The organism is Arthrobacter sp. MMS24-T111 (genome assembly GCF_054888995.1).
On record NZ_JBTZRO010000001.1, the window covers coordinates 1,525,637 to 1,544,396 of the forward strand.

The 18,760-nt window shown below is 67.6% G+C and carries 14 protein-coding genes and 2 pseudogenes; 12 read left to right on the forward strand and 4 right to left on the reverse strand.

Annotated elements, in window-relative coordinates; genetic code table 11:
- Positions 1-14: 14 nt before the first annotated feature.
- The 6 genes and pseudogenes from ACX5I6_RS07085 (at position 15) to ACX5I6_RS07110 (ending at position 5,615) form a co-directional block, all read left to right on the forward strand.
- Positions 15-914, forward strand: a complete 900-nt coding sequence (locus ACX5I6_RS07085) for an NAD(P)-dependent oxidoreductase (protein WP_285246898.1) — start codon at positions 15-17, stop codon at positions 912-914.
- A 152-nt stretch (positions 915-1,066) separates the two neighbouring features.
- A complete protein-coding gene (locus tag ACX5I6_RS07090; RefSeq protein WP_461839985.1) occupies positions 1,067-2,533 on the forward strand; it encodes a GntP family transporter in 1,467 nt (488 codons plus the stop codon).
- A complete protein-coding gene (locus ACX5I6_RS07095) occupies positions 2,533-3,384 on the forward strand; it encodes a class II fructose-bisphosphate aldolase (RefSeq protein ID WP_461839986.1) in 852 nt (283 codons plus the stop codon). Before ACX5I6_RS07090 ends, ACX5I6_RS07095 begins: the two co-directional genes overlap by 1 nt.
- A 36-nt stretch (positions 3,385-3,420) precedes the next feature.
- A pseudogene (locus tag ACX5I6_RS07100) lies at positions 3,421-3,817 on the forward strand (DUF1304 domain-containing protein).
- Positions 3,818-3,902: 85 nt separating this feature from the next.
- Positions 3,903-5,270 (forward strand): acyltransferase family protein, encoded by a 1,368-nt coding sequence (locus ACX5I6_RS07105; RefSeq protein ID WP_461839987.1) that lies wholly within the window; start codon positions 3,903-3,905, stop codon positions 5,268-5,270.
- Positions 5,271-5,285: 15 nt separating this feature from the next.
- Positions 5,286-5,615 carry a GNAT family N-acetyltransferase gene (locus ACX5I6_RS07110; protein ID WP_018763726.1) on the forward strand — a complete coding sequence of 110 codons (330 nt, stop codon included), beginning with the start codon at positions 5,286-5,288 and terminating at the stop codon, positions 5,613-5,615.
- 76 nt (positions 5,616-5,691) lie between these two features.
- On the opposite strand, the gene ACX5I6_RS07115 is transcribed toward ACX5I6_RS07110, so the two are convergent.
- Positions 5,692-6,012: a hypothetical protein gene (locus ACX5I6_RS07115; RefSeq protein WP_461839988.1), complete on the reverse strand. Its 321-nt coding sequence runs from the start codon at positions 6,010-6,012 to the stop codon at positions 5,692-5,694.
- Between the two features lie 360 nt (positions 6,013-6,372).
- Between ACX5I6_RS07115 and ACX5I6_RS07120 the strand changes: the two genes are divergently transcribed.
- From ACX5I6_RS07120 to ACX5I6_RS07140, 5 genes and pseudogenes are all read left to right on the forward strand, one after another.
- Positions 6,373-7,989, forward strand: coding sequence for a pyridoxal phosphate-dependent decarboxylase family protein (locus ACX5I6_RS07120; RefSeq protein ID WP_461839989.1), 1,617 nt, complete (start codon positions 6,373-6,375; stop codon positions 7,987-7,989).
- On the forward strand, positions 7,986-9,326 hold the full coding sequence (locus ACX5I6_RS07125) for a lysine N(6)-hydroxylase/L-ornithine N(5)-oxygenase family protein (protein ID WP_461839990.1): 1,341 nt from the start codon (positions 7,986-7,988) through the stop codon (positions 9,324-9,326). The genes ACX5I6_RS07120 and ACX5I6_RS07125 overlap by 4 nt, the downstream gene beginning before the upstream one ends.
- Positions 9,323-9,916, forward strand: coding sequence for a GNAT family N-acetyltransferase (locus ACX5I6_RS07130; protein WP_461839991.1), 594 nt, complete (start codon positions 9,323-9,325; stop codon positions 9,914-9,916). Before ACX5I6_RS07125 ends, ACX5I6_RS07130 begins: the two co-directional genes overlap by 4 nt.
- Positions 9,906-11,752 (forward strand): annotated as a pseudogene (locus tag ACX5I6_RS07135) (IucA/IucC family protein). The gene ACX5I6_RS07130 and the pseudogene ACX5I6_RS07135 overlap by 11 nt, the downstream one beginning before the upstream one ends.
- A 26-nt stretch (positions 11,753-11,778) precedes the next feature.
- Positions 11,779-12,558, forward strand: coding sequence for an SDR family NAD(P)-dependent oxidoreductase (locus tag ACX5I6_RS07140; RefSeq protein ID WP_461839992.1), 780 nt, complete (start codon positions 11,779-11,781; stop codon positions 12,556-12,558).
- Here the strand turns inward: ACX5I6_RS07140 and ACX5I6_RS07145 are convergent.
- Both ACX5I6_RS07145 and ACX5I6_RS07150 read right to left on the reverse strand, forming a co-directional pair.
- A complete protein-coding gene (locus tag ACX5I6_RS07145) occupies positions 12,508-13,650 on the reverse strand; it encodes an FUSC family protein (protein WP_461839993.1) in 1,143 nt (380 codons plus the stop codon). The two genes, ACX5I6_RS07140 and ACX5I6_RS07145, sit on opposite strands and share 51 nt — an antisense overlap.
- 220 nt (positions 13,651-13,870) lie before the next feature.
- Positions 13,871-15,457 carry an MFS transporter gene (locus tag ACX5I6_RS07150; RefSeq protein WP_461839994.1) on the reverse strand — a complete coding sequence of 529 codons (1,587 nt, stop codon included), beginning with the start codon at positions 15,455-15,457 and terminating at the stop codon, positions 13,871-13,873.
- 433 nt (positions 15,458-15,890) lie between these two features.
- Between ACX5I6_RS07150 and ACX5I6_RS07155 the strand changes: the two genes are divergently transcribed.
- Positions 15,891-16,148: a hypothetical protein gene (locus ACX5I6_RS07155; protein ID WP_461839995.1), complete on the forward strand. Its 258-nt coding sequence runs from the start codon at positions 15,891-15,893 to the stop codon at positions 16,146-16,148.
- Positions 16,149-16,266: 118 nt separating this feature from the next.
- Here the strand turns inward: ACX5I6_RS07155 and ACX5I6_RS07160 are convergent, their stop codons facing one another.
- Positions 16,267-18,756, reverse strand: coding sequence for an ATP-dependent DNA ligase (locus ACX5I6_RS07160; protein WP_461839996.1), 2,490 nt, complete (start codon positions 18,754-18,756; stop codon positions 16,267-16,269).
- Positions 18,757-18,760: the final 4 nt, after the last annotated feature.

The window sequence follows — 18,760 nt, forward strand, 5'->3', positions numbered from 1 at the left end:
CAACGGAGAACACCATGACCAGCAACTACACCGTCACCGTCCTGGGCCTCGGCGCCATGGGCCTGCCCATGGCCACCCGCCTGGCCTCCCAGCTGACTGTCCACGGCTTCGACATCGCCGAGCCCCGCCTCAAGCTCGCCGAAGAATCCGGCATTGCCACCTTCACCACCGCCCGCGAAGCCGCCAAGGGCGCGGACGCCGTCCTCCTGGCCGTCCGCAACGGCGAGCAGCTCAACGACGTCCTCTTCGGCGAAAACGGCGTGGCCTCCGTCCTGGAGCCGGGCGCCGTCGTCATCCTCGGCAGCACGGTGGGCACCGACGCCATCCCCGCCACCGTGGCCAAGCTGGCCGAATACGGCGTGGACCTGGTGGACGCCCCGCTGTCCGGCGGCCCCAAGCGCGCCGGCGAAGGCGACCTGCTGATCGTCGTCGGCGCGTCCCCCGAAGCCCGCGAAAAGGCCGCGCCGGCCCTGGACCTGCTGGCCTCCACGCTCACCGTGGTGGGTGACAACCCCGGCGACGGCCAGGCCCTGAAGACCGTCAACCAGCTCCTGTGCGGCGTCCACATCGCCGCGGCCGCCGAGGCCCTGGCCCTGGCCGACGCGCTGGGACTGGACCAGGCCAAGACCCTTGCCGCCCTCGAAGCCGGCGCTGCCGGTTCCTTCATGCTGTCCAACCGCGGCCCCCGCATCCTGGAGGCCTACAACGAAGAAGGCGCCGAGGTCCTGTCCCGCCTGGACATCTTCGTCAAGGACATGGGCATCGTGGGCAAAGCCACCCGCGCCGCCGGCCTGGCCGCCCCCGTTGCCGCCGCCGCCGAGCAGCTCTACCTGCTGGGCCAGGCCCAGGGCCTCGCCGCCGCCGATGACTCCGCCGTCATCAAGGTGGTCGCCCCGGCCAAGCGGACCAAGTAAGCGCCTTCCCCCAAACGGTACGACGACGGCGGTCCCCCCTCCGCCGTCGTCGTACCTCCCAGCGTTGCGGCTTTGTTCCGCAGCGTTCCATCCCCGCCGCGATACCTGATGCCCGTCTGCCCCGGACCGGCACGTCAAAGGAGACATTTCCCGTGAACCACCTGATGAGCCCGCTGATACAGCGGGCGGCCGATGCTCCGGCCATCAAGCCCGCCGTGGAGCTGGGCACCCCGCTGCTGCTCACCATCGCCGCCGTTGGCATCGCCATCCTGCTGGTGATGATCATCCGCTTCAAGGTCCAGGCGTTCGTGGCCCTGCTGACCGTCAGCATCCTGGTCGCCGTGGCCGCCACGATCCCGCTCCAGGACATCTTCACCGTGGTGTCCGGCGGCGTGGGCAGCACCATGGGCAAGGTGGCCATCCTGATCGCGCTCGGTGCCGTGCTGGGCCGCATGATCGAGGTTTCCGGCGGTGTCCAGTCGCTGGCCGACCACTTCACCCGCAAACTCGGCGCACGCCGGGTGGCCGTGGCACTGACCGCCGTCGGCTTCCTGGTGGCCATCCCCGTGTTCTTCGAAGTCGGCATCATCGTGCTGGTGCCCATCGTCTACGCCTTCGCCAAGATCGCCAAGGTCCACCCGGTCAAGTTCGGCCTGCCCATGGCCGGCATCATGCTCGCCATCCACGTGGCCGTTCCGCCGCACCCGGGAATCGTTGCCGGCGCCGGCGTGCTGGGTGCCGACATCGGGCTGATCGCCCTGATCTCACTGCTCATCTGCATTCCGCTCGGCTTCCTGTCCTACTGGGTGGCGTCCATCATGAACCGCAAGGACTACGAGCTGCTGCCGGCCGTGAAGACCCAGGTGGAGGAGTTCGGTTCCGACTCGCTGGTCAAGGTGGGCCACGACGGCCCCGGTGCTGCCGCCATCGCACCCCCTCGCCCGGGCCTGATCATCTTCCTGATCGCCGCACCGATCGTGCAGATCCTCCTGGGTACCGCCGGCACCCTCATCCTCCCCAAGAGCGACCCCCTCTACGGCCTGGCATCCTTCATCGGCAACCCCTTCCTGGCCCTGCTGGTGGCTGTGGCGCTGTCCTTCTTCCTGCTGGCCGTCCGCCGCGGCTGGTCCTTCAAGGAGACCGGTGAAATCTTCGAAGGGGCCCTGCCTCCCATCGCCTCCATCCTGATGGTGGTGGCTGCCGGCGGCGTGTTCGGCAACGTCCTGCAGGTCTCCGGCATCGGCGGGGCGCTCTCCAAGACCCTGGACACGCTCGGCGTGCCGCTGCTGCTGCTCGGCTTCATCATTTCCCTCGCACTGCGTGCTGCCCAAGGTTCGGCCACCGTGGCCATCGTGACCACCACCGGCCTGCTCTCCGCAGCGGTCAGCGGCGGCGGCTACAGCCCGGCCCAGATCGCCGTGATCGTGATCGCCATCGGCTTTGGCGCCTTGGGCCTCTCCCACGTCACGGACGCCGGCTTCTGGGTGGTGGTGCGCTACTACGGACTGACCGTCTCGGACGGCCTGAAGACGTGGACCGTCCTGACCACCATCCTGGGCCTGGCCGGCTTCGCGCTGACCTTCGTGGCCTGGATCCTGGTGGGAGGCCTGGGAGTCTGATGCGTACCCGACTGGACCACCTGGTGACCTCCGCCCTGCAGCAGGGTTCCGCCGTGCCGGCTTTCACCTGCTACGACTTCACCACCGCACTGGCCGTGGTGGGTGCCGCAGAGGAATCAGGACGCGGCGCCATCCTGCTGGTGGCACCCAAGACCGCCGCCACCACGAACGGACTCAGGCTCATCGCGGCGCTCCGCACCCTGGCTGACGCGGCCGCGGTTCCGGTGGCCGTGCAGCTTGACCACGCCAGCGACTTGAAGGTGATGGCCGACGCCGTCGCAGCAGGGGCGGATTCGGTCCTCGCCGACGGTTCGTCCCTTCCCTACGAGGACAACATTGCCCTGGTCAAGTCGGCCCGCGCCCTGCTGGGCCCCGACGTGGTGCTTGAAGCGGAACTTGGCGGCCTGGCCGGCGACGAAGACCGCGCCTTCGGTGCAGACCAGTCCGGCGCCGACGTTGCGGGCCTGACCGACTCCGCGCAGGTGGAGGATTTCGTGTCCCGCACCGGCGCGGAACTGCTCGCCGTTGCCGTGGGCAATGTCCACGGCAAGTACAAAGGTGAGCCGCGGCTGCGCTGGGACGTACTCCAGGACATTGCGGCCCGGGTCCACATTCCGCTGGTGCTGCACGGCGCTTCCGGCATCCCCGCCGGCGAACTGGTGAAAGCCGCGGCCATGAACGTAGGCAAGGTCAACTTCAACACCGAGCTGCGGACCGGCGTGCTGGCCACCCTCCAGGACCAGCTGCCCGCCCACCGTGCGGACGGCGAAAACCTGCAGGGCCTGCTGGCCCGGTGGAACCACTCGGCCAAGGACTTCGCCACCGCAACCCTGGCCACGCTGGCACGGTAGGAAAGGCTCCACTCCGGGGGAGGCTAGGATCAAGCCATGATCCTGGCCTCCCTCTTTTGCCTTCCTCGCCGCGGCGCTGCACGTTTTCATCTTCACCATGGAATCCGTGACCTGGACCCGGCCCGCCACCTGGAAACGCTTCAGCATCGCATCCCAGGATCATGCGGAGATCACCAGGCCACTGGCGTACAACCAAGGGTTTTACAACCTGTTCCTGGCGGTGGGCGCCCTGATTGGAATCGGCCTGGTGGTGTTCGGGGCCGGCCCGGCGCAGCACGTGGCGGGCTGGACCCTGGTGTTTTCAAGCTGCGGCTCCATGCTCCTGGCGGCCGTGGTCCTGGCCCTCAGCGGCCGCAAGTACCTCCGTGCGGCCGCCACCCAGGGCGCAACGCCGCTGCTCGCCGTCGTCCTGGGCCTGCTGGCGGTGCTCTAGTCCGGCACCGCTGCCCCTTCTACACCACCGGCAACAGGCGCAGAATGGTGCTGTGAACAGGGCCGGGACGCTGTAAGGCCACGCGGTGCGGCGGGGTCAAGGGAACGAAAAGCACTCGGACACGGCAGGCCGTGATCCGGCGATCGACCTTGTCCGCTTCGTCTGCCTGGCATTGGTAGTGGTGGGCCATTCCATGATGGTCAGTCCGGTCCTGCACCCGGACGGGACCGTGACAACGGAGAACACCCTTGGCGACCAGGACTGGTTTGTCCCCGTCATCTGGATCTTCATGGTGATGCCCCTGTTCTTCGTTACCGGGGGTGTGACCGGCCTGCAGTCCTGGCGCCGGCTGAAGGCGCGGGGCGGGACGGCGGCCCAGTTCATCCGGGCACGGCTCCTGCGCCTGGTCCGTCCGGCCACCGCGCTGCTTGCGGCGATGGTCCTGGGACTGTCGTTGGCCCGTGCCCTCGGGGTGGACCCTCAGGTGGTCCAGCTCATGGCCACCGGCGCCGGCATGCCGCTGTGGTTCCTGGCCGCCTACCTCGCGGCGCAGTTGAACATTCCGGTCCTGGCGGCGCTCCATGCGCGTTCCCCCTGGCTGGCCCTCGGCCTGCTCCTCGGCCTGGTGGTCGCCGTGGATTGCCTCCGCGAGGCGCTGCCGAACCTTGCCTACGCGAACCTGGTGTTCGTGTGGTGCGCAGTGCAGCAACTGGGCTTCCTGGCGGCAGACGGCTGGACGTCCCGGCTGTCCCGTTCCGGGCTGCTGGCCATCGCGCTGGCAGCAAACCTTTCGTTGGGCCTGGTGACGGGGCTGGGCCTGTACACCGGCAACATGCTGGTGAACCTCAATCCACCCAACCTCACCCTGGTCCTCTTGGGCGTTTCCCAACTGGCCGTGATGGAGCTGGCGCGGCCGGTCCTCGCGTCGCTCGCCGAGGTCCGCTGGATTGGCCGCCTCGTAGGCCTGGCGGGCAGCCGGTCCCTGACGGTGTACTTGTGGCACCTGCCGCTGCTGGGCGCGATGTCGGGGCTGCTGCTCCTGGTGCCGTTCCCCAAGCCCGGTGCCGGCACCGCCGCATGGTGGTGGTCGCGGCCCGTGGTGGTCCTGGCCCTGGTCCTCCTGCTGCTCCCCGTGGCTGCCGCCTTCGGCCGCCTTGAGGATCGGGTGACGGCGCCATACGCCTACCGCAGCCGGCCAGCCTTGGCGGCGGCCGCCGTCGTAGTGGTATTCCTTCCCGCGGCAGACGCCGCCCTTAAAGGATTGTCACTGGGGCTGCTGGCTGCCGGCACCTTGTGCTTTTCCGCGGCGATCCTCCTGCTGGGCGGGTTTCCGCTGCGGCGCCGGCCATTGGCCGGAACCAGACCCCCGCGACGGCCGGCGCGCGGCCCGGCGGCACGGACCACCTCCCGCCGGAGGCGCGGCCGAAGGGGCATTGCCAGCGGGGTGAAGTAGTGCCAGTGTCAAACCATGACCGAGAACACCATGTCCACAGAGGATAAGTTCACCCCCAACGTCACCCTCCGGCGCAACGACGCGGACCACCGGTATGAACTCCTGGTGGACGGCAGGCTCGCTGTCCAGGCCTTCTTCCACGACCTGCCGGGACATATCGACTTCACCCATACCGAAACGGGCCAGGACTTCGAAGGGCAAGGGCTGGGCAAGGTGCTGGCGCATTTTGCCCTGGATGACGTGGTGGCCACCGGCAAACGCATCATCCCGCACTGCCCGTTTATGTCCAGCTACCTCCGCAAGCACGAGGGCTACGAACAGTTCGTGGACTGGCCCGAGCGCTGACCCGCCCGCCGGCCCCGCACGCTGATCGCATGCGATGACCGCTGGCCGCTGGCCGGCGTCCGCGCTCGGAGCAGAGTCAGCTGGCCAGGGCCGAATCGCTGACCGCCCAGGCGGTCCCGGGGTCGTCGATGGTGAAGCCGCAGGCGCAGCGGTAGGTGGTGACGGTTTCGGCCGCCTCCGGCCGCAGTGCAACCACGGAGGTTCCGTCAACGTAAACGGGCTGACGGACCGGTAGTTCTCCGTGATCGACAAGCTGCATCGGCGTGCGGCAGTGCATGCGCGAATTGAGGGTCACCAGCAGTCCTGCGTCGACAGGTACCGTGGTGGCCAGAAACTGCTCAGCCGGTTCGCGGCGCTCCCCAAACGCCATCAGCTGCTCATCCATTGCGGTGGTCATTATGTTCTTCCTTGGGCTTCTTTCACGGAACCGCCATGGCCGGCAGTCCCGCCGCGAACTGCTTGCGGAGGTTCATCTACCCCACAAGAAAAGCATGCTTACTAATTGATGCACAAGTTCTGGTATCTGGTGATGGACCGGCAGCCCCTAGTGCCCGCTTGGCCAGCGTAGCGTCGTGGGGCTCCGCCGGCGCCTCCGGGCGGGTAGCTGCGGTTCAACACGAAATACATCACAAAAGTTTGATTAAAAGGGTTACCTAAGTAAGGCTTACCTTACAAGAATGCAGGGCGGGGTGTTCCGCTCCAGCCCTGCCTGCTATACGACCACTGCCACTCCGGCAATGCCCAGCAAAGGAAACCCATGCCGCTGATGCCCCACCCTGCTCCGCACGTGGAAACACCGCGACCCGCCACCGCCTCCCCAAAGAGCCCGCCATCCACTTCGGCCGGTGAGGATTTTGCCTCCCGGCTGGAACTGGTGCTCGGGGCCAGCAACCACCTCCTCAATGCCAGGAACTCAGCCCGGTACGTGGCGCAGGTCCTGCAGGGTGTCACCGCCGTGGCCACCAAGCTGGAGCGGACCACCCGGCCCTTCACCGGCGTCGAACCGTCAGAGCTGGAGGCCCGGGTGGGAACGGTTGACCTGGACGTGCCGCTGCGGGACACCGCTGCGGCACTGGCGGAGCTCGAGGACGTCTACCTGCGCGACGCCGTCTATTTCCACGACCCAAAATACGCGGCGCACCTCAATTGCCCGGTGGTGATCCCGGCGCTGGTGGGCGAAGCCGTCCTTTCCGCCGTCAACTCCTCGCTGGACACCTGGGACCAGAGCGCCGGGGCCACCATGATCGAGCGCCGCCTCATCGACTGGACCGCGCAACGGCTGCACCTGGGCGCCACCGCGGACGGCATCTTCACCTCCGGCGGCAGCCAGTCCAACCTGCAGGCGCTGCTGATCGCCCGCAACCATGCCGTGGCAGGCCTCCGCCAGGACCCGGCCCGCAGCAGCCTCCGCCTGCCGGCGCTGCTGGATAAACTCCGGATCTTCACCTCCGGGGACAGCCACTTCAGCATCCAAAAGTCGGCCGCCATGCTCGGCCTCGGATTCGACGCCGTCATCAGCGTCCCCTACACCCCGGACCGCCGGATGGACCCCGAAGCCCTCGCCGGTGCACTGGCCGACGCCAACCGGGCCGGCCTGGTCCCGATGGCGGTGGTGGCCACCGCCGGGACCACCGACTTTGGCGCGGTGGACCCGCTCGCAGACCTCGCAGCCCTTACCCGCGCCTCCGGCGCCTGGCTCCACGTGGACGCCGCCTACGGCGGCGGCCTCATGGTCTCCGGCCGGTACCGGCACCTCCTGGACGGGACCCGGTTCGCGGACTCGGTCACCGTGGATTTCCACAAGACCTTCTTCCAGCCCGTCAGCTCCAGTGCGCTTCTGGTCCGGGACCGGGCCATGCTGAGGCACGTCACCTTCCATGCCGACTACCTGAACCCGGAAAGCGCTGCCCTCGCGGACATTCCCAACCAGGTGGACAAGAGCCTCCAGACCACCCGCCGCTTCGACGCCCTGAAACTGTGGCTCACGCTGCGGGTCATGGGTGCGGACGCCATCGGCGCTCTGTTCGACGAAGCCATCGACCTCGCGGGGCGCGTCGGATTGCTCCTCGACGCAGACGACGACTTCGAACTCGCGGCACCGCCGCAGCTCAGCACCCTCGTGTTCCGCTACCGCCCGAGGCTGGACGGGGGAGCGCGGCTCAGTGAGGACGCCGCCGACGCGCTCAATCCTGCCGTGCGCGCCGCCGTCTTCGCGTCCGGGCGGGCGGTGGTTGCCGGGACCACGGTGGGCGGCCGCCACTACCTGAAGTTCACCCTCCTCAATGCCGAGGCCACCCTCGAGGACATCGCCGGGATCATCGCCCTCCTGCGCCGCACCGGCGCGGACCTCCTGCAGGACGGGGCAGCCGCATGACCACCCCCGCAACCGGCCACGTCCATGACTTCGCAGCCATCGGCGTCGGCCCCTTCAACCTTGGCCTCGCCGCCCTGGCTGAGCCCGTCGAGGGCCTGGCCGGCATCTTCCTCGACCAGCGCGAATCCTTCGAGTGGCATCCCGGCATGATGCTGGAACCGGCCCACCTGCAGGTCCCTTTCCTGGCGGACCTGGTGACCATGGCGGACCCCACGTCGCCCTACTCGTTCCTGAACTTCCTCAAGCAGACCGGCCGGCTGTACCGGTTCTACATCCGCGAGGACTTCCACCCGCTGCGAGCCGAATACAACCAGTACTGCCAGTGGGTGGCCGGGCAGTTGCCTTCGGTACGTTTTGGCACAACCGTGCTGGATGCGGCGTACGACGACGGCGTGTACCGGCTGGCCGTCTCCGGACCCGGCGGCACGGAGGTACGTTCCGCCCGCCGGCTGGTGCTGGGCACCGGCACCGGCCCCTACGTACCGGAAGCCGGCCAGCGCATCATGGCCGAGGCCGCCGCAGGCCGCGGGGGCATGGCCTTCCACAATGCCGACTACCTGGCCCGGAAGGCGGAACTGCAGCAGCGCCGCAGCATCACCATCGTGGGCAGCGGGCAAAGTGCGGCGGAGATCTACTTTGACCTGCTCACGGACGCGGACGCCCACGGCTACCGGCTGGACTGGGTGACCCGTTCCGGCCGGTTCTTTCCCCTGGAGTACACCAAACTGACCCTCGAGATGACCTCGCCCGAGTACGTGGACTACTTCCATGGCCTCCCGCCGCACCGCCGCGACCACCTCAACAAGGCGCAGAAGAACCTCTACAAGGGCATCAACGCGGACCTGATCGACGCGATCTACGACCTCCTCTACACCCGGAGCCTCGCAGGGCTGGTGGACACGCGGCTGCTGACCCGTTCCACGCTCACAGCCGCCGCATGGGACGCCGCCGCCGGAACCCACACCCTGCACCTGCACCACGACGAGCAGGGCACCCCCTACACCCTGGACAGCGACGCCGTGGTTTTCGCCACCGGCTACACCTACCGGGAACCGGAGTTCCTCGCGGGAATCCGGGACAGGATTGCCCGGGACAGCGGGGGCCGTTTTGCGGTGGACCGCAACTACAGCACCGGCGTGGAACCCGGAGAGATCTTCGTCCAGAACGCCGAACTGCACACCCACGGATTCGCCGCCCCGGACCTGGGCATGGGCGCCTACCGCAACTCGTGCATCCTCCGGGCAATTAGCGGGCGGGAGGTCTACCCGGTGGAACGCAGCATCGCGTTCCAACACTTCGGCGCACCGGAGAGCATCACGGCGGAGGTGCACGCATGAGGTTCACGTTCCGCTGCGTCGACCCCGCGGCCGACGCCCCGCTCCTGCACAGCTGGGTCACGAGGCCCTACGCCTCCTTTTGGGGAATGCTGGCCGCCGGCGTTGACGACGTCGAAAAGGAGTACGCCACCATCCAGGCGAGCGGACACCACCACGCCCTGCTGGGGCTCGACGACGGCGTGCCGGCCTTCCTCGTTGAGGAGTACCTGCCCGCGTCCTCACCGCTGGCCACGGCCTACCCGGTCCGGCCCGGTGACGCCGGCATGCACCTGCTGGTGGCCCCGCCGTCGAACGCTCCTGTGGCCGGCTTCACCACGGCCGTCATGGATGCCGTGCTGGCCCGGCTGTTCGCCAAGCCCGGGGTGGACCGGATCGTGGTGGAACCCGACGTCCGGAATACCCGGATCCACTCCCTCAATAAACGGCTCGGCTTCCGCCCCGAGGGGGTGGTGGCCCTCCCGGACAAGGACGCGCTCCTGAGCTTTTGCAGCCGGGAGGACTACCTGGCCGCCCGGGCGTTGAACCTTCTCACCGCCCCAATCCGCTTGCCCGCCACTCCGACCGCAATGGAGCACCACTGTGACCACTGACCTCTACCCCGCCCCGGCCCCTGCCTTCCCGTCCGACGTTTCCCACCTCAGCCCGCACCGCTGGGAGGCAGCCAACCGGCATCTGCTCCGCAAGGCGCTCGCCGAGTTCTCGCACGAACGGATCCTTGCGCCTGAGCGCCTCAGCGGGACGGAGCACACCGCCAGTTATCGGGTGGTCAGCGACGACGGAACCCGCGAGTACCGTTTCGACGCGCGGATCCTGGACCTGGACCACTGGTCCATCGACGCCGGTTCAATCCGGCATCTCCACGAAGGCTCCGAGGCGCCGCTGGACGCCATGGAGTTCATCACTGCCTTCCACAAGACCCTCGGCATCACCATCTCCATGCTTCCGGTCTACCTGGAAGAAGCCAGCAGCACGCTGGCCGGACACGCCTACAAACTGGCGGCCCGCCGGCCGGACTCGGCGGAGCTGGCGGCCGGAATAACCGGCGGCGCTGACGCTGCCGCCGATTTCCAGGCCATCGAACGCTGCATGTCCGAGGGCCACCCCTGCTTCGTGGCCAACAACGGCCGGCTGGGCTTCGGCATCGGCGACTACCACGCCTTCGCCCCCGAAACCGGTGCCGCCGTGCGCCTGGAATGGATCGCCGTGCACCGCAGCTGCGCCGTCTTCACCTCCGCAGCGGGGCTGGATTACCGGACACACCTGGCCGCCGAACTGGGGCCCCTGCTGGGCACTTTCCAGGCCGTGCTGGTGGAACAGGGACTCCGGCCGGAGCAGTACTTCCTCATGCCGGTGCATCCCTGGCAGTGGCAGAACAAGCTCACGGGTACGTTCGCGGCGGAGATCGCCCGGCAACGCATCGTCCACCTGGGCACGGGAACCGATCAGTACCAGGCGCAGCAGTCGATCCGGACGTTCTTCAACACCACAGCCCCCGCCAAGCACTACGTCAAGACCGCCCTGTCCGTGCTGAACATGGGCTTCATGCGCGGACTCTCCCCCAGTACATGAAGGCGACGCCCGCCATCAACGACTGGCTGCGGGGATTGATGGGCTCAGACCCGGCGCTGCAGCGCCGCGGGTTCACCATGATTGGCGAGGTGGCCGCCGTCGGCTACCACAACCGGCATTACGAGGCCGGCTCCGCGGAAGGCTCACCGTACCGCAAGATGCTGTCCGCCCTGTGGCGGGAAAGTCCGCTGCCGCTGGTGCGCGACGGCGGGCAGCTGGCCACCATGGCGTCGCTCCTGCATGTGGATGCGTCAGGAAAACCGATGGCCGCCGCACTGATCGAACGTTCCGGACTGGCGCCGGCCACGTGGCTCCGCCGGTACTTCGAGGCCTACCTGGTTCCCCTGGTGCACTGCCTCTGCCGCTACGAGCTGGCGTTCATGCCGCACGGCGAAAACGTCATCCTGGTCCTCGACGACGGCGTGCCCGTCCGGGCCGTCATGAAGGACATTGCCGAGGAAATCGTGGTGATGGGGGACCGGCTGGAGGTGCCCGCCGAAGCCGCAAGGATCAAGGCCGCGATTCCGGACGGGGAGAAGGTACTGGCAATCTTCACCGACGTCTTCGACTGCATTTTCCGCTTCCTCGCGGCCCTGCTGGACGCGGACGGCACCCTGCCCCAGGAAGAGTTCTGGCGCACCGCAGCCGCAGCCATCCGGGACTACCAGGCGGAGCATCCCGAGCTCGCGGACCAGTTCGCAAGGCACAACCTGTTCGCCCCGGACTTTCCCCTGTCGTGCCTCAACCGGCTGCAGCTGCGCAACAACCAGCACATGCTGGACCTCTCCGATCCCTCCGGCGGCCTGCAGCTGGCCGGACGCCTGGCCAACCCGCTGGCCCGGTTCGCAGGGGTGTAGCACCGGCAACTGGTTAGGCTGGCAGCATGGAGCCAACAATCGCACTCGTTACCGGAGCCAGCGCCGGGCTGGGACACGAATTCGCCAAGCAGCTAGCGGCCCAGGGGAACAACCTTGTCCTGGTGGCCCGCAACGCCTCCCGCCTGGAGGAAACAGCGGCGGACCTGCACCGGCGCTACGGGATCACGGCTGAGGTGCTGCGCGCTGACCTCACGGTGGACGCCGACGTCGCCGCCGTCGTCGAACGTCTCCAGGACCCCGCGCGGCCGGTGGGAATCCTGGTGAACAACGCCGGAATCGGGCTGCTGCACAACTTCGAAGACAACCCGATCAGCGTGGAAAAAGACCACCTGAAGCTGCACGGGGAAACGGCCATGGTGCTCACCCATGCGGCGCTCGGCGGAATGCTCGAACGCGGGGAGGGCAGGATCATCAACGTGGCCAGCGTGGCCGCCTTCCTTCCCCGCGGCACCTACTCGGCAGCGAAAGCCTGGCTGGTCAGTTTCAGCCGGTGGGCCAACCTGGCGTACCGCTCGCGCGGGATCAAGGTCACCGCGGTATGTCCGGGTTTCACTCACACCGAATTCCACGACCGGATGGGCATGGACAAGTCCGTGGCCCCGTCCTGGACGTGGCTGCGCGCGGAGCGGGTGGTGCGGGAAGGGCTCGCGGACAACGAGCGCGGCAAGGCGGTGTCCGTGCCTTCCAGGCGCTACAAGGCGGTGGCCGCCGTGGCCAAGCTGGCGCCGGCGCGGCTAATGGCGGGACCGGCGCGCAAACCCAAGCCGGCGCGCAACCCCGGGTAGCTGCACCGGGCTTTCGAAGCCGGTGCCTGCGTGCGGCCCGGAGCGGCGGACGGCCACCACCACCAGGATCCCCAGCAGCGCGCCCACCAACGTTTCCACGGCCCGCTCCAGGATCAGGACCCCTGGTTCGGCCGGAGAGGCCAGTTGGGTCATGAGCAGGATCACCGGGGTAAACCAGACCATCGCCAAGCCGTAGTGCCTGGTCATGAACAGCTCGGTGGCGAACTGGAACAGGATCACCAGGAGGGCCAGCACCTGGGCATGGCGCGCAGGCTCCTGGAACGCGGGGTACAGCCCGGCCAGTGTCCAGGGTGCCGGAAGGAGGACGACGGCGGTCACGGCGAGGCCCAGGAACGTCCCCACGATGCGGTGGATGCCGCGCCGGACGCGGCTGGGAAGGTCGGCTCCGGCGAGCGGCACTGCCGCGGCAGCCATGGCCCAGTGCGGGTGGCCGCTGCCGCTGATGACGCCCACTGTTCCCGCGGCGCCCACGGCAAGCACATACCGTGCGGCGTGGACCAACAGTTCACGGCGGCCTGCCGGTGAGGGGGAGGGCACGGCCCTGGTGGCGCCGGGTTCCCAGGACCTGCGCCGCACCCAGCCGCTGAAGCCCACCGCAATGGAGAACACGGCCGATCCGCCGGCGATGAGCATCGCCACATGCCAGGGGACGGCGACAGGAACGGAAGCGCAGGCTCCGAGCGCCAGGATGCCGAAGAAGGGTCCGTTGGGTTTCAGCCGCACCCGGTCCGAGTAGACCGAGCCCACCCCGGCAAGGATGGCTTCCACGGCTACCAGCCACCAGGAGTGGAGGTGGTTGCTGGACAGCGTGATTCCCACGGCCACTCCGCTGAGCAGTACCAAGGCGCCCTGGCCCTGGTGCCGGAGCCGCAACTGGTGGGGCTCCGAGCGGCCGTACATCCCGGTGAGGGCCCCGAATACGGCGTAGATGATCAGGTCAGTCCGGCCCAAGGCCAACAGGACCAGGGAGGGGGCTGCGACGCCAAGGGCAACCCGGAGCGCCGCAAGATGGTCGTTGGTGGCCGGTTCCAGGCGGTGCAGCGCGCGCACCTGGTCCACTACCCGCTTCATATCCCGAATCCATTCCCTGCTATTGCCATGCCGGCGCCTGATACGGCCCTTGGGAACGTATCACCAGGCATCCCGCAGAGCCATATGTTGCCGGCTGGGCTCGTGACACACCAGGACATCCGGCAGGCACGCGAAGGCCCGCTTCCGTACTTCCCGCAGGAAGCACAGGAGCGGGCCTGTGAGCGTGGGCTACAAGAATGCCCGGGCGGCAGGCGGAAGCTTACGCTCCTGCCGGAACACCGCGGTGGGAGTGCGGATCCGTCCCGTCCTGGGTGTCGAACGGCAGTTCGTCCAGGTTGATCAGCGGGTTCTGGTCCTGGGTTTCCACCAGTTCCCTGGCCTCCGCCTGGGTGTCAACGCTGGGCATTGATCCCGGGAGGGGGCGGTTGGCGGATTCCTTCAGGAAGTAGATGGCCACGGCACCAACCAGGGAAGTTGCCATCAGGTAGTACGCCGGCATCATGTCGTTGCCGGTCGACTTGATCAGCAGCTCCACGATGAAGGGGGTGGTTCCGCCGAAGATCGCCACAGCGAAGTTGTAGGCAATACCCATGGCTCCGTAGCGGCTGGACGTGGGGAACTGTGCCGGCAGGGCCGAGGCGAGGTTGGCCACGTAGAAGGTGACGGGGAAGGCCACCAGGGCCAGGCCTGCCAGGGTGGACCAAACGGCACCGATACCGATCAGCAGGAACGCCGGGACGGCCAGGACGATGGTGCTCACGGCGCCGATCCACAACACGGGGCGGCGGCCGATCCGGTCAGACAGCTTGCCGGTCAGCGGGATGCAAAGGCTCATGACCACCAGCACGGGGATGGTCAACAGCGTGCCGTGGAGCTCGTCGTAACCCTTTGCGTCGGTCAGGTAGGTGGGCATGTAGGAGGTCAGGGCGTAACCAGCCGTGTTGGCGGCCGCAACCACAACCATGGCCACGATGATCTGACGCCAGTAGGCCTTGACGATGCCGACAGGTCCCTTGGCCGTAGCGGTGCCTTCGGAGGCGTTCTTGGCGTTTTCCTCCTGGGCGTCCAGGGTGGCCTGGAACTGCGGCGACTCCTCGATCTTGCTCCGGAAGTACACGGCGATCAGGCCCAGCGGACCCGCGATCAGGAACGGGATGCGCCAGCCCCAGTCCTCCATGGTGGCTTGGCCCAGGGTCAACTGCAGGACCGAGACCAAGGCCGCGCCGATAGCGAAGCCCATGTAGCTGCCCAGGTCCAGGAAGCTGGCAAAGAAGCCACGCCGCTTGTCGGCGGCATACTCGCTGACGAATGTGGTGGCACCGGCGTATTCACCGCCGGTGGAGAAACCCTGGATGACCTTGAGGAGCACCAGCAGTGCCGCCGCCCACAATCCAATCTGGGCGTATCCGGGCAGCAGGCCGACGGCGAACGTGCTGGCCGCCATGATCATCAGCGTGGTGGCCAGGATCTTTTGCCGGCCCACTTTGTCGCCGAGCCAGCCGAAGATGACGCCACCAAGGGGGCGGGCGATAAAGGTCGCCGCGAACGTGCCCAGCAGGAAGAGATTCTGCGTCGTGGGATCGGATTCCGGCAGGAACACCGGCCCCATGGTGGTGATGAGGTAGCCGAAAACGCCGACGTCGTACCATTCCATCGTGTTCCCAACGATGGTGCCGCCGAGTGCTTTTTTGAGCATGGGCTGGTCAACCACGTTGACGTCGGATTCCTTGAGCCGGCGGCGTGGCAGCAGCCGGGGCTTCTTGGCAGCCATGGGGGCCGCCGGGTCGGTTCCGCGGGCGCTCTTGGCGCCTGCTGGAGAGTGGTTACTGCTTCGGTCTGTGGGCATTTGGGCAACTCCTGTGGAGGTCATTTGCTTGCGACTTGTAGCTGCCCCGCTCCGGGCAGGCCTTCAATTTTACGGGATGTCTATGGCGTTTGCTCGGTTCAATGGCGTAGCATGCTCCCTTTTCTACCCCTGGGGCACCGCATTTGGTACCTTTTTTGACCGCAGATTCCCGCGCTACTACTGGGAAGCAGGCTGATCAACGGCGCCGTTACCAAAAATTTTCTGCCGGGAACCGTTTCAAGCCGTTTTATTGGGTAGTCGCGGGCCTCCGAAGTGAGCGCGGTCACGGCCTCCGGAGGGGTTCACAGGAGCCTCCGGGGTGCCTATGGTAGAGCGATGAACACACTTCTTTTCGGCTGACTGCCCGCGCACGCCCGGGCGCCCCAGCCGGCGCCTCGTTTCAACGAAGAACGACGGAAAGAAGGGAAGAAACATGGGTGAAGAGTCCAACCAGTTCCACATCAGGCCGGAGGTGGCGGACCACCTTGCTGCAGCCATGGATGCCCCGGTCACGCCGGGACCCGCAGCAACCGGGGCTGTCCCGCCGGCCGCGCAGAATGCATGGCCGGACGGTGGCGGCAAACGCCGGCATCCGAAGGACCGGGCTGCCGGCCACGGCCGCATGGGCCACGAAGCGGCAGTAACCGCCGTCCACCGGACTGGCCGGCCGCAGATGCCGCACTCCTCGTAGCCGCCTGGCGACGGCCACCGCACCGATCGAAACGCAAATTACCTGGCGCCCCGGAAATGTCCTGGGCGCCAGGTAATTTCCGGCTCGCCGCCTGCCCGGTACGTTGCAAACCGGGGCGTCATTCCCGGACCACTTCAGCCGGGTCCTTGTCCACGCGCCAGCCCCGCCACCGCGGGTGCCGCAGCCTGCCCGGCCCGGTCCATTCGCTGTAGGTCACCTCTCCCACCAGTTCCGGGGCCACCCAATGGGCGTCTGCTGCGTCCAAACGGGGGACATCGTGGAACGGGGATGCCTTCCGGCCCAGCCGTTCCACGGTTTGCCGCAGTTCCGTGAGTTCGCGCATGCTGAAACCACTGCCCACCCGGCCCACGTACTGCAGCTTGTCGCCGTCGGGAATCCCCACCAGCAATGAGCCCACCGTTTCCTCCCGGCCGCCCTTCCCCGGCCGCCAACCGCCCACCACCACTTCCTGGGTTTGCTCAAGCTTGAGTTTGATCCAGGTCCGGGTCCGTTGGCCGCTGACGTACCGGCTGTCCGTCCGTTTGGCCATGATTCCTTCCAGGCCAAGCTCGCGCGCGCTTTCCAACAGCAACCCCACTGGCTCGTCGAGCACCATGGACAGGTCAACCGGACAGTCCGACGGCCTGAAGAACTCCTCGAGCCGCCGCCGGCGGGTGTTGAGCGGCAGGCGCCGCAGGTCCTTCCCGTCGTCGAAGAGCAGGTCGAACAGCATCAGTTGCACAGGGATGGCGGTGCGGGCTTTGGCGACGTCGGCGGCCCGGGTGAGTTTCATCCGGCCCTGCAGGAGCCCAAAGTCGGGCCTGCCGCCGGGCCCGACGGCGATGATCTCGCCATCGGCCACGAACGGCTGCTCCGGCCAGCAGGCGCGGTCCGTAAGCTCCGGGTAGGTCTTGGTCACGTCGTTGCCGTTGCGGCTCAAGATCCGGATTTTTTCCCTGTCGGCCACCAGGATTGCCCGGACCCCGTCCCATTTGAGTTCAAATTGCCACGCGCTGCCGCGCAGGTCGGGTTCGGTGCCCGCCGTGGCCATCATGGGGCGGTATTCGGCAGGCTCCGGCGCGGTGGCAGCGGTCCGGGCAGGCACTGCAGCAGCCGCCGTGCCACCAGGGCCGGCGTCGCCCAGTTCCTGCGACGGCCCTGCTGCTCCCTGCGTTGCGTGCTGCGGCCTCCCGCTTGGGCGTTCCGGGTCCATGAAGTGGATGAGCCACTGCTTCTCCCCGTCCTTGTCCCGGCCGCGGCCGGTGTGGATGAGCGCCAGTTTCGTGGGCCCTCCCAGGCCGCCACCCTCCGATCCGGTCAGGGTGACGATGACTTCCTTGCCATTGATCCACTTGTGCAGCTCGTAGGTGCCGGTGTCCCAAATAGTCATTTCGCCGGCCCCGTACTGTCCCTTGGGGATGGTCCCGTGGAAGGTGAGGTAGTCCATGGGATGGTCCTCGGTTTGGACGGCCAGATGGTTCTTGCCGCCGGTTTCGGGGACCCCTTTGGGCAACGCCCAGGACACCATGACGCCCTCGTGCTCCAGGCGCAGGTCCCAGTGCAGCCGGCTGGCGTGGTGTTCCTGGATGACGAACGCGTTCCCGCCCGTCGGGATGCCCGCGAAAGGCTCCGGCGTGGCCTTGGGATCCCGCATGGAGCGGTACGCGCCCAGGCGGGGGTCGCCGTCGTGCCCGTCCTCCGGTTCCTCCCCGCGGGCCGCAGCATTGACGACGACGGCGAACGGGTCCTTGCCGTCCCGCACCCGGCGCAGCACTTCCCTATAGTCCAGGTGCTTCAGCCCGGGAGACCCGATTTCCCGCCACGTCCGCGGGGCTGCCACCATGGGCGTGGGCCGGCCGCGCAGCGAGTAGGGAACCACCGTGGTTTTCGCCGCGTTGTTCTGGCTCCAGTCCACCAGCACCTTGCCCCTGCGGAGCGTCTTCTTCATGTCGCTGACGGCGAGGTCAGGGTGGTCCGCCTCAAGCGCCCGGGCCAGTTCCCGGGCAAACGCCGAGATCTGTTCGGAGGTCTGGCTCCCGTCCAGCGCGGCATACAGGTGGATGCCCTTGCTGCCGCTGGTCACCGGCACCGGTTCCAAGCCAACGTCCTCCAGGATGGACCTCGCCAGCAGTGCCACCTCGCGGCATTCCGGCAGGCCCGCGCCTTCGCCCGGGTCAAGGTCCAGTACCAGCCGGTCCGGGTTCAGCTGGTTGCCGTGCGCGTCCACCCGCCACTGCGGCACGTGGATTTCGAGTGAGTTGATCTGCCCGAACCAGGCCAGCGTGGCGGCGTCATTGACCAAGGGGTAGTGGATGGTCCGGTCCTTGTGGGTGATCGCGGCCCGGGGCAGCCAGCCGGGGGCGGAGTCCTCCAGGTCCTTTTGGAAGAACACCTCACCTGGTTTGCCTGCCGTGCCCACCCCGTTGACCCACCGCTTGCGGGTGGCCGGCCGGTTGGCCGCGGCGGGTATCAGGACGTGGGCCACGGCGGCGTAGTAGGCCAGCACGTCAGCCTTGGTGGTGCCGGTCTCGGGATAGATGATTTTGTCCAGGTTGGTGAGCGTCAATTCGCGTCCCGCCACCCGGACACGTTCCCTAGTGCCGGCCACAGGT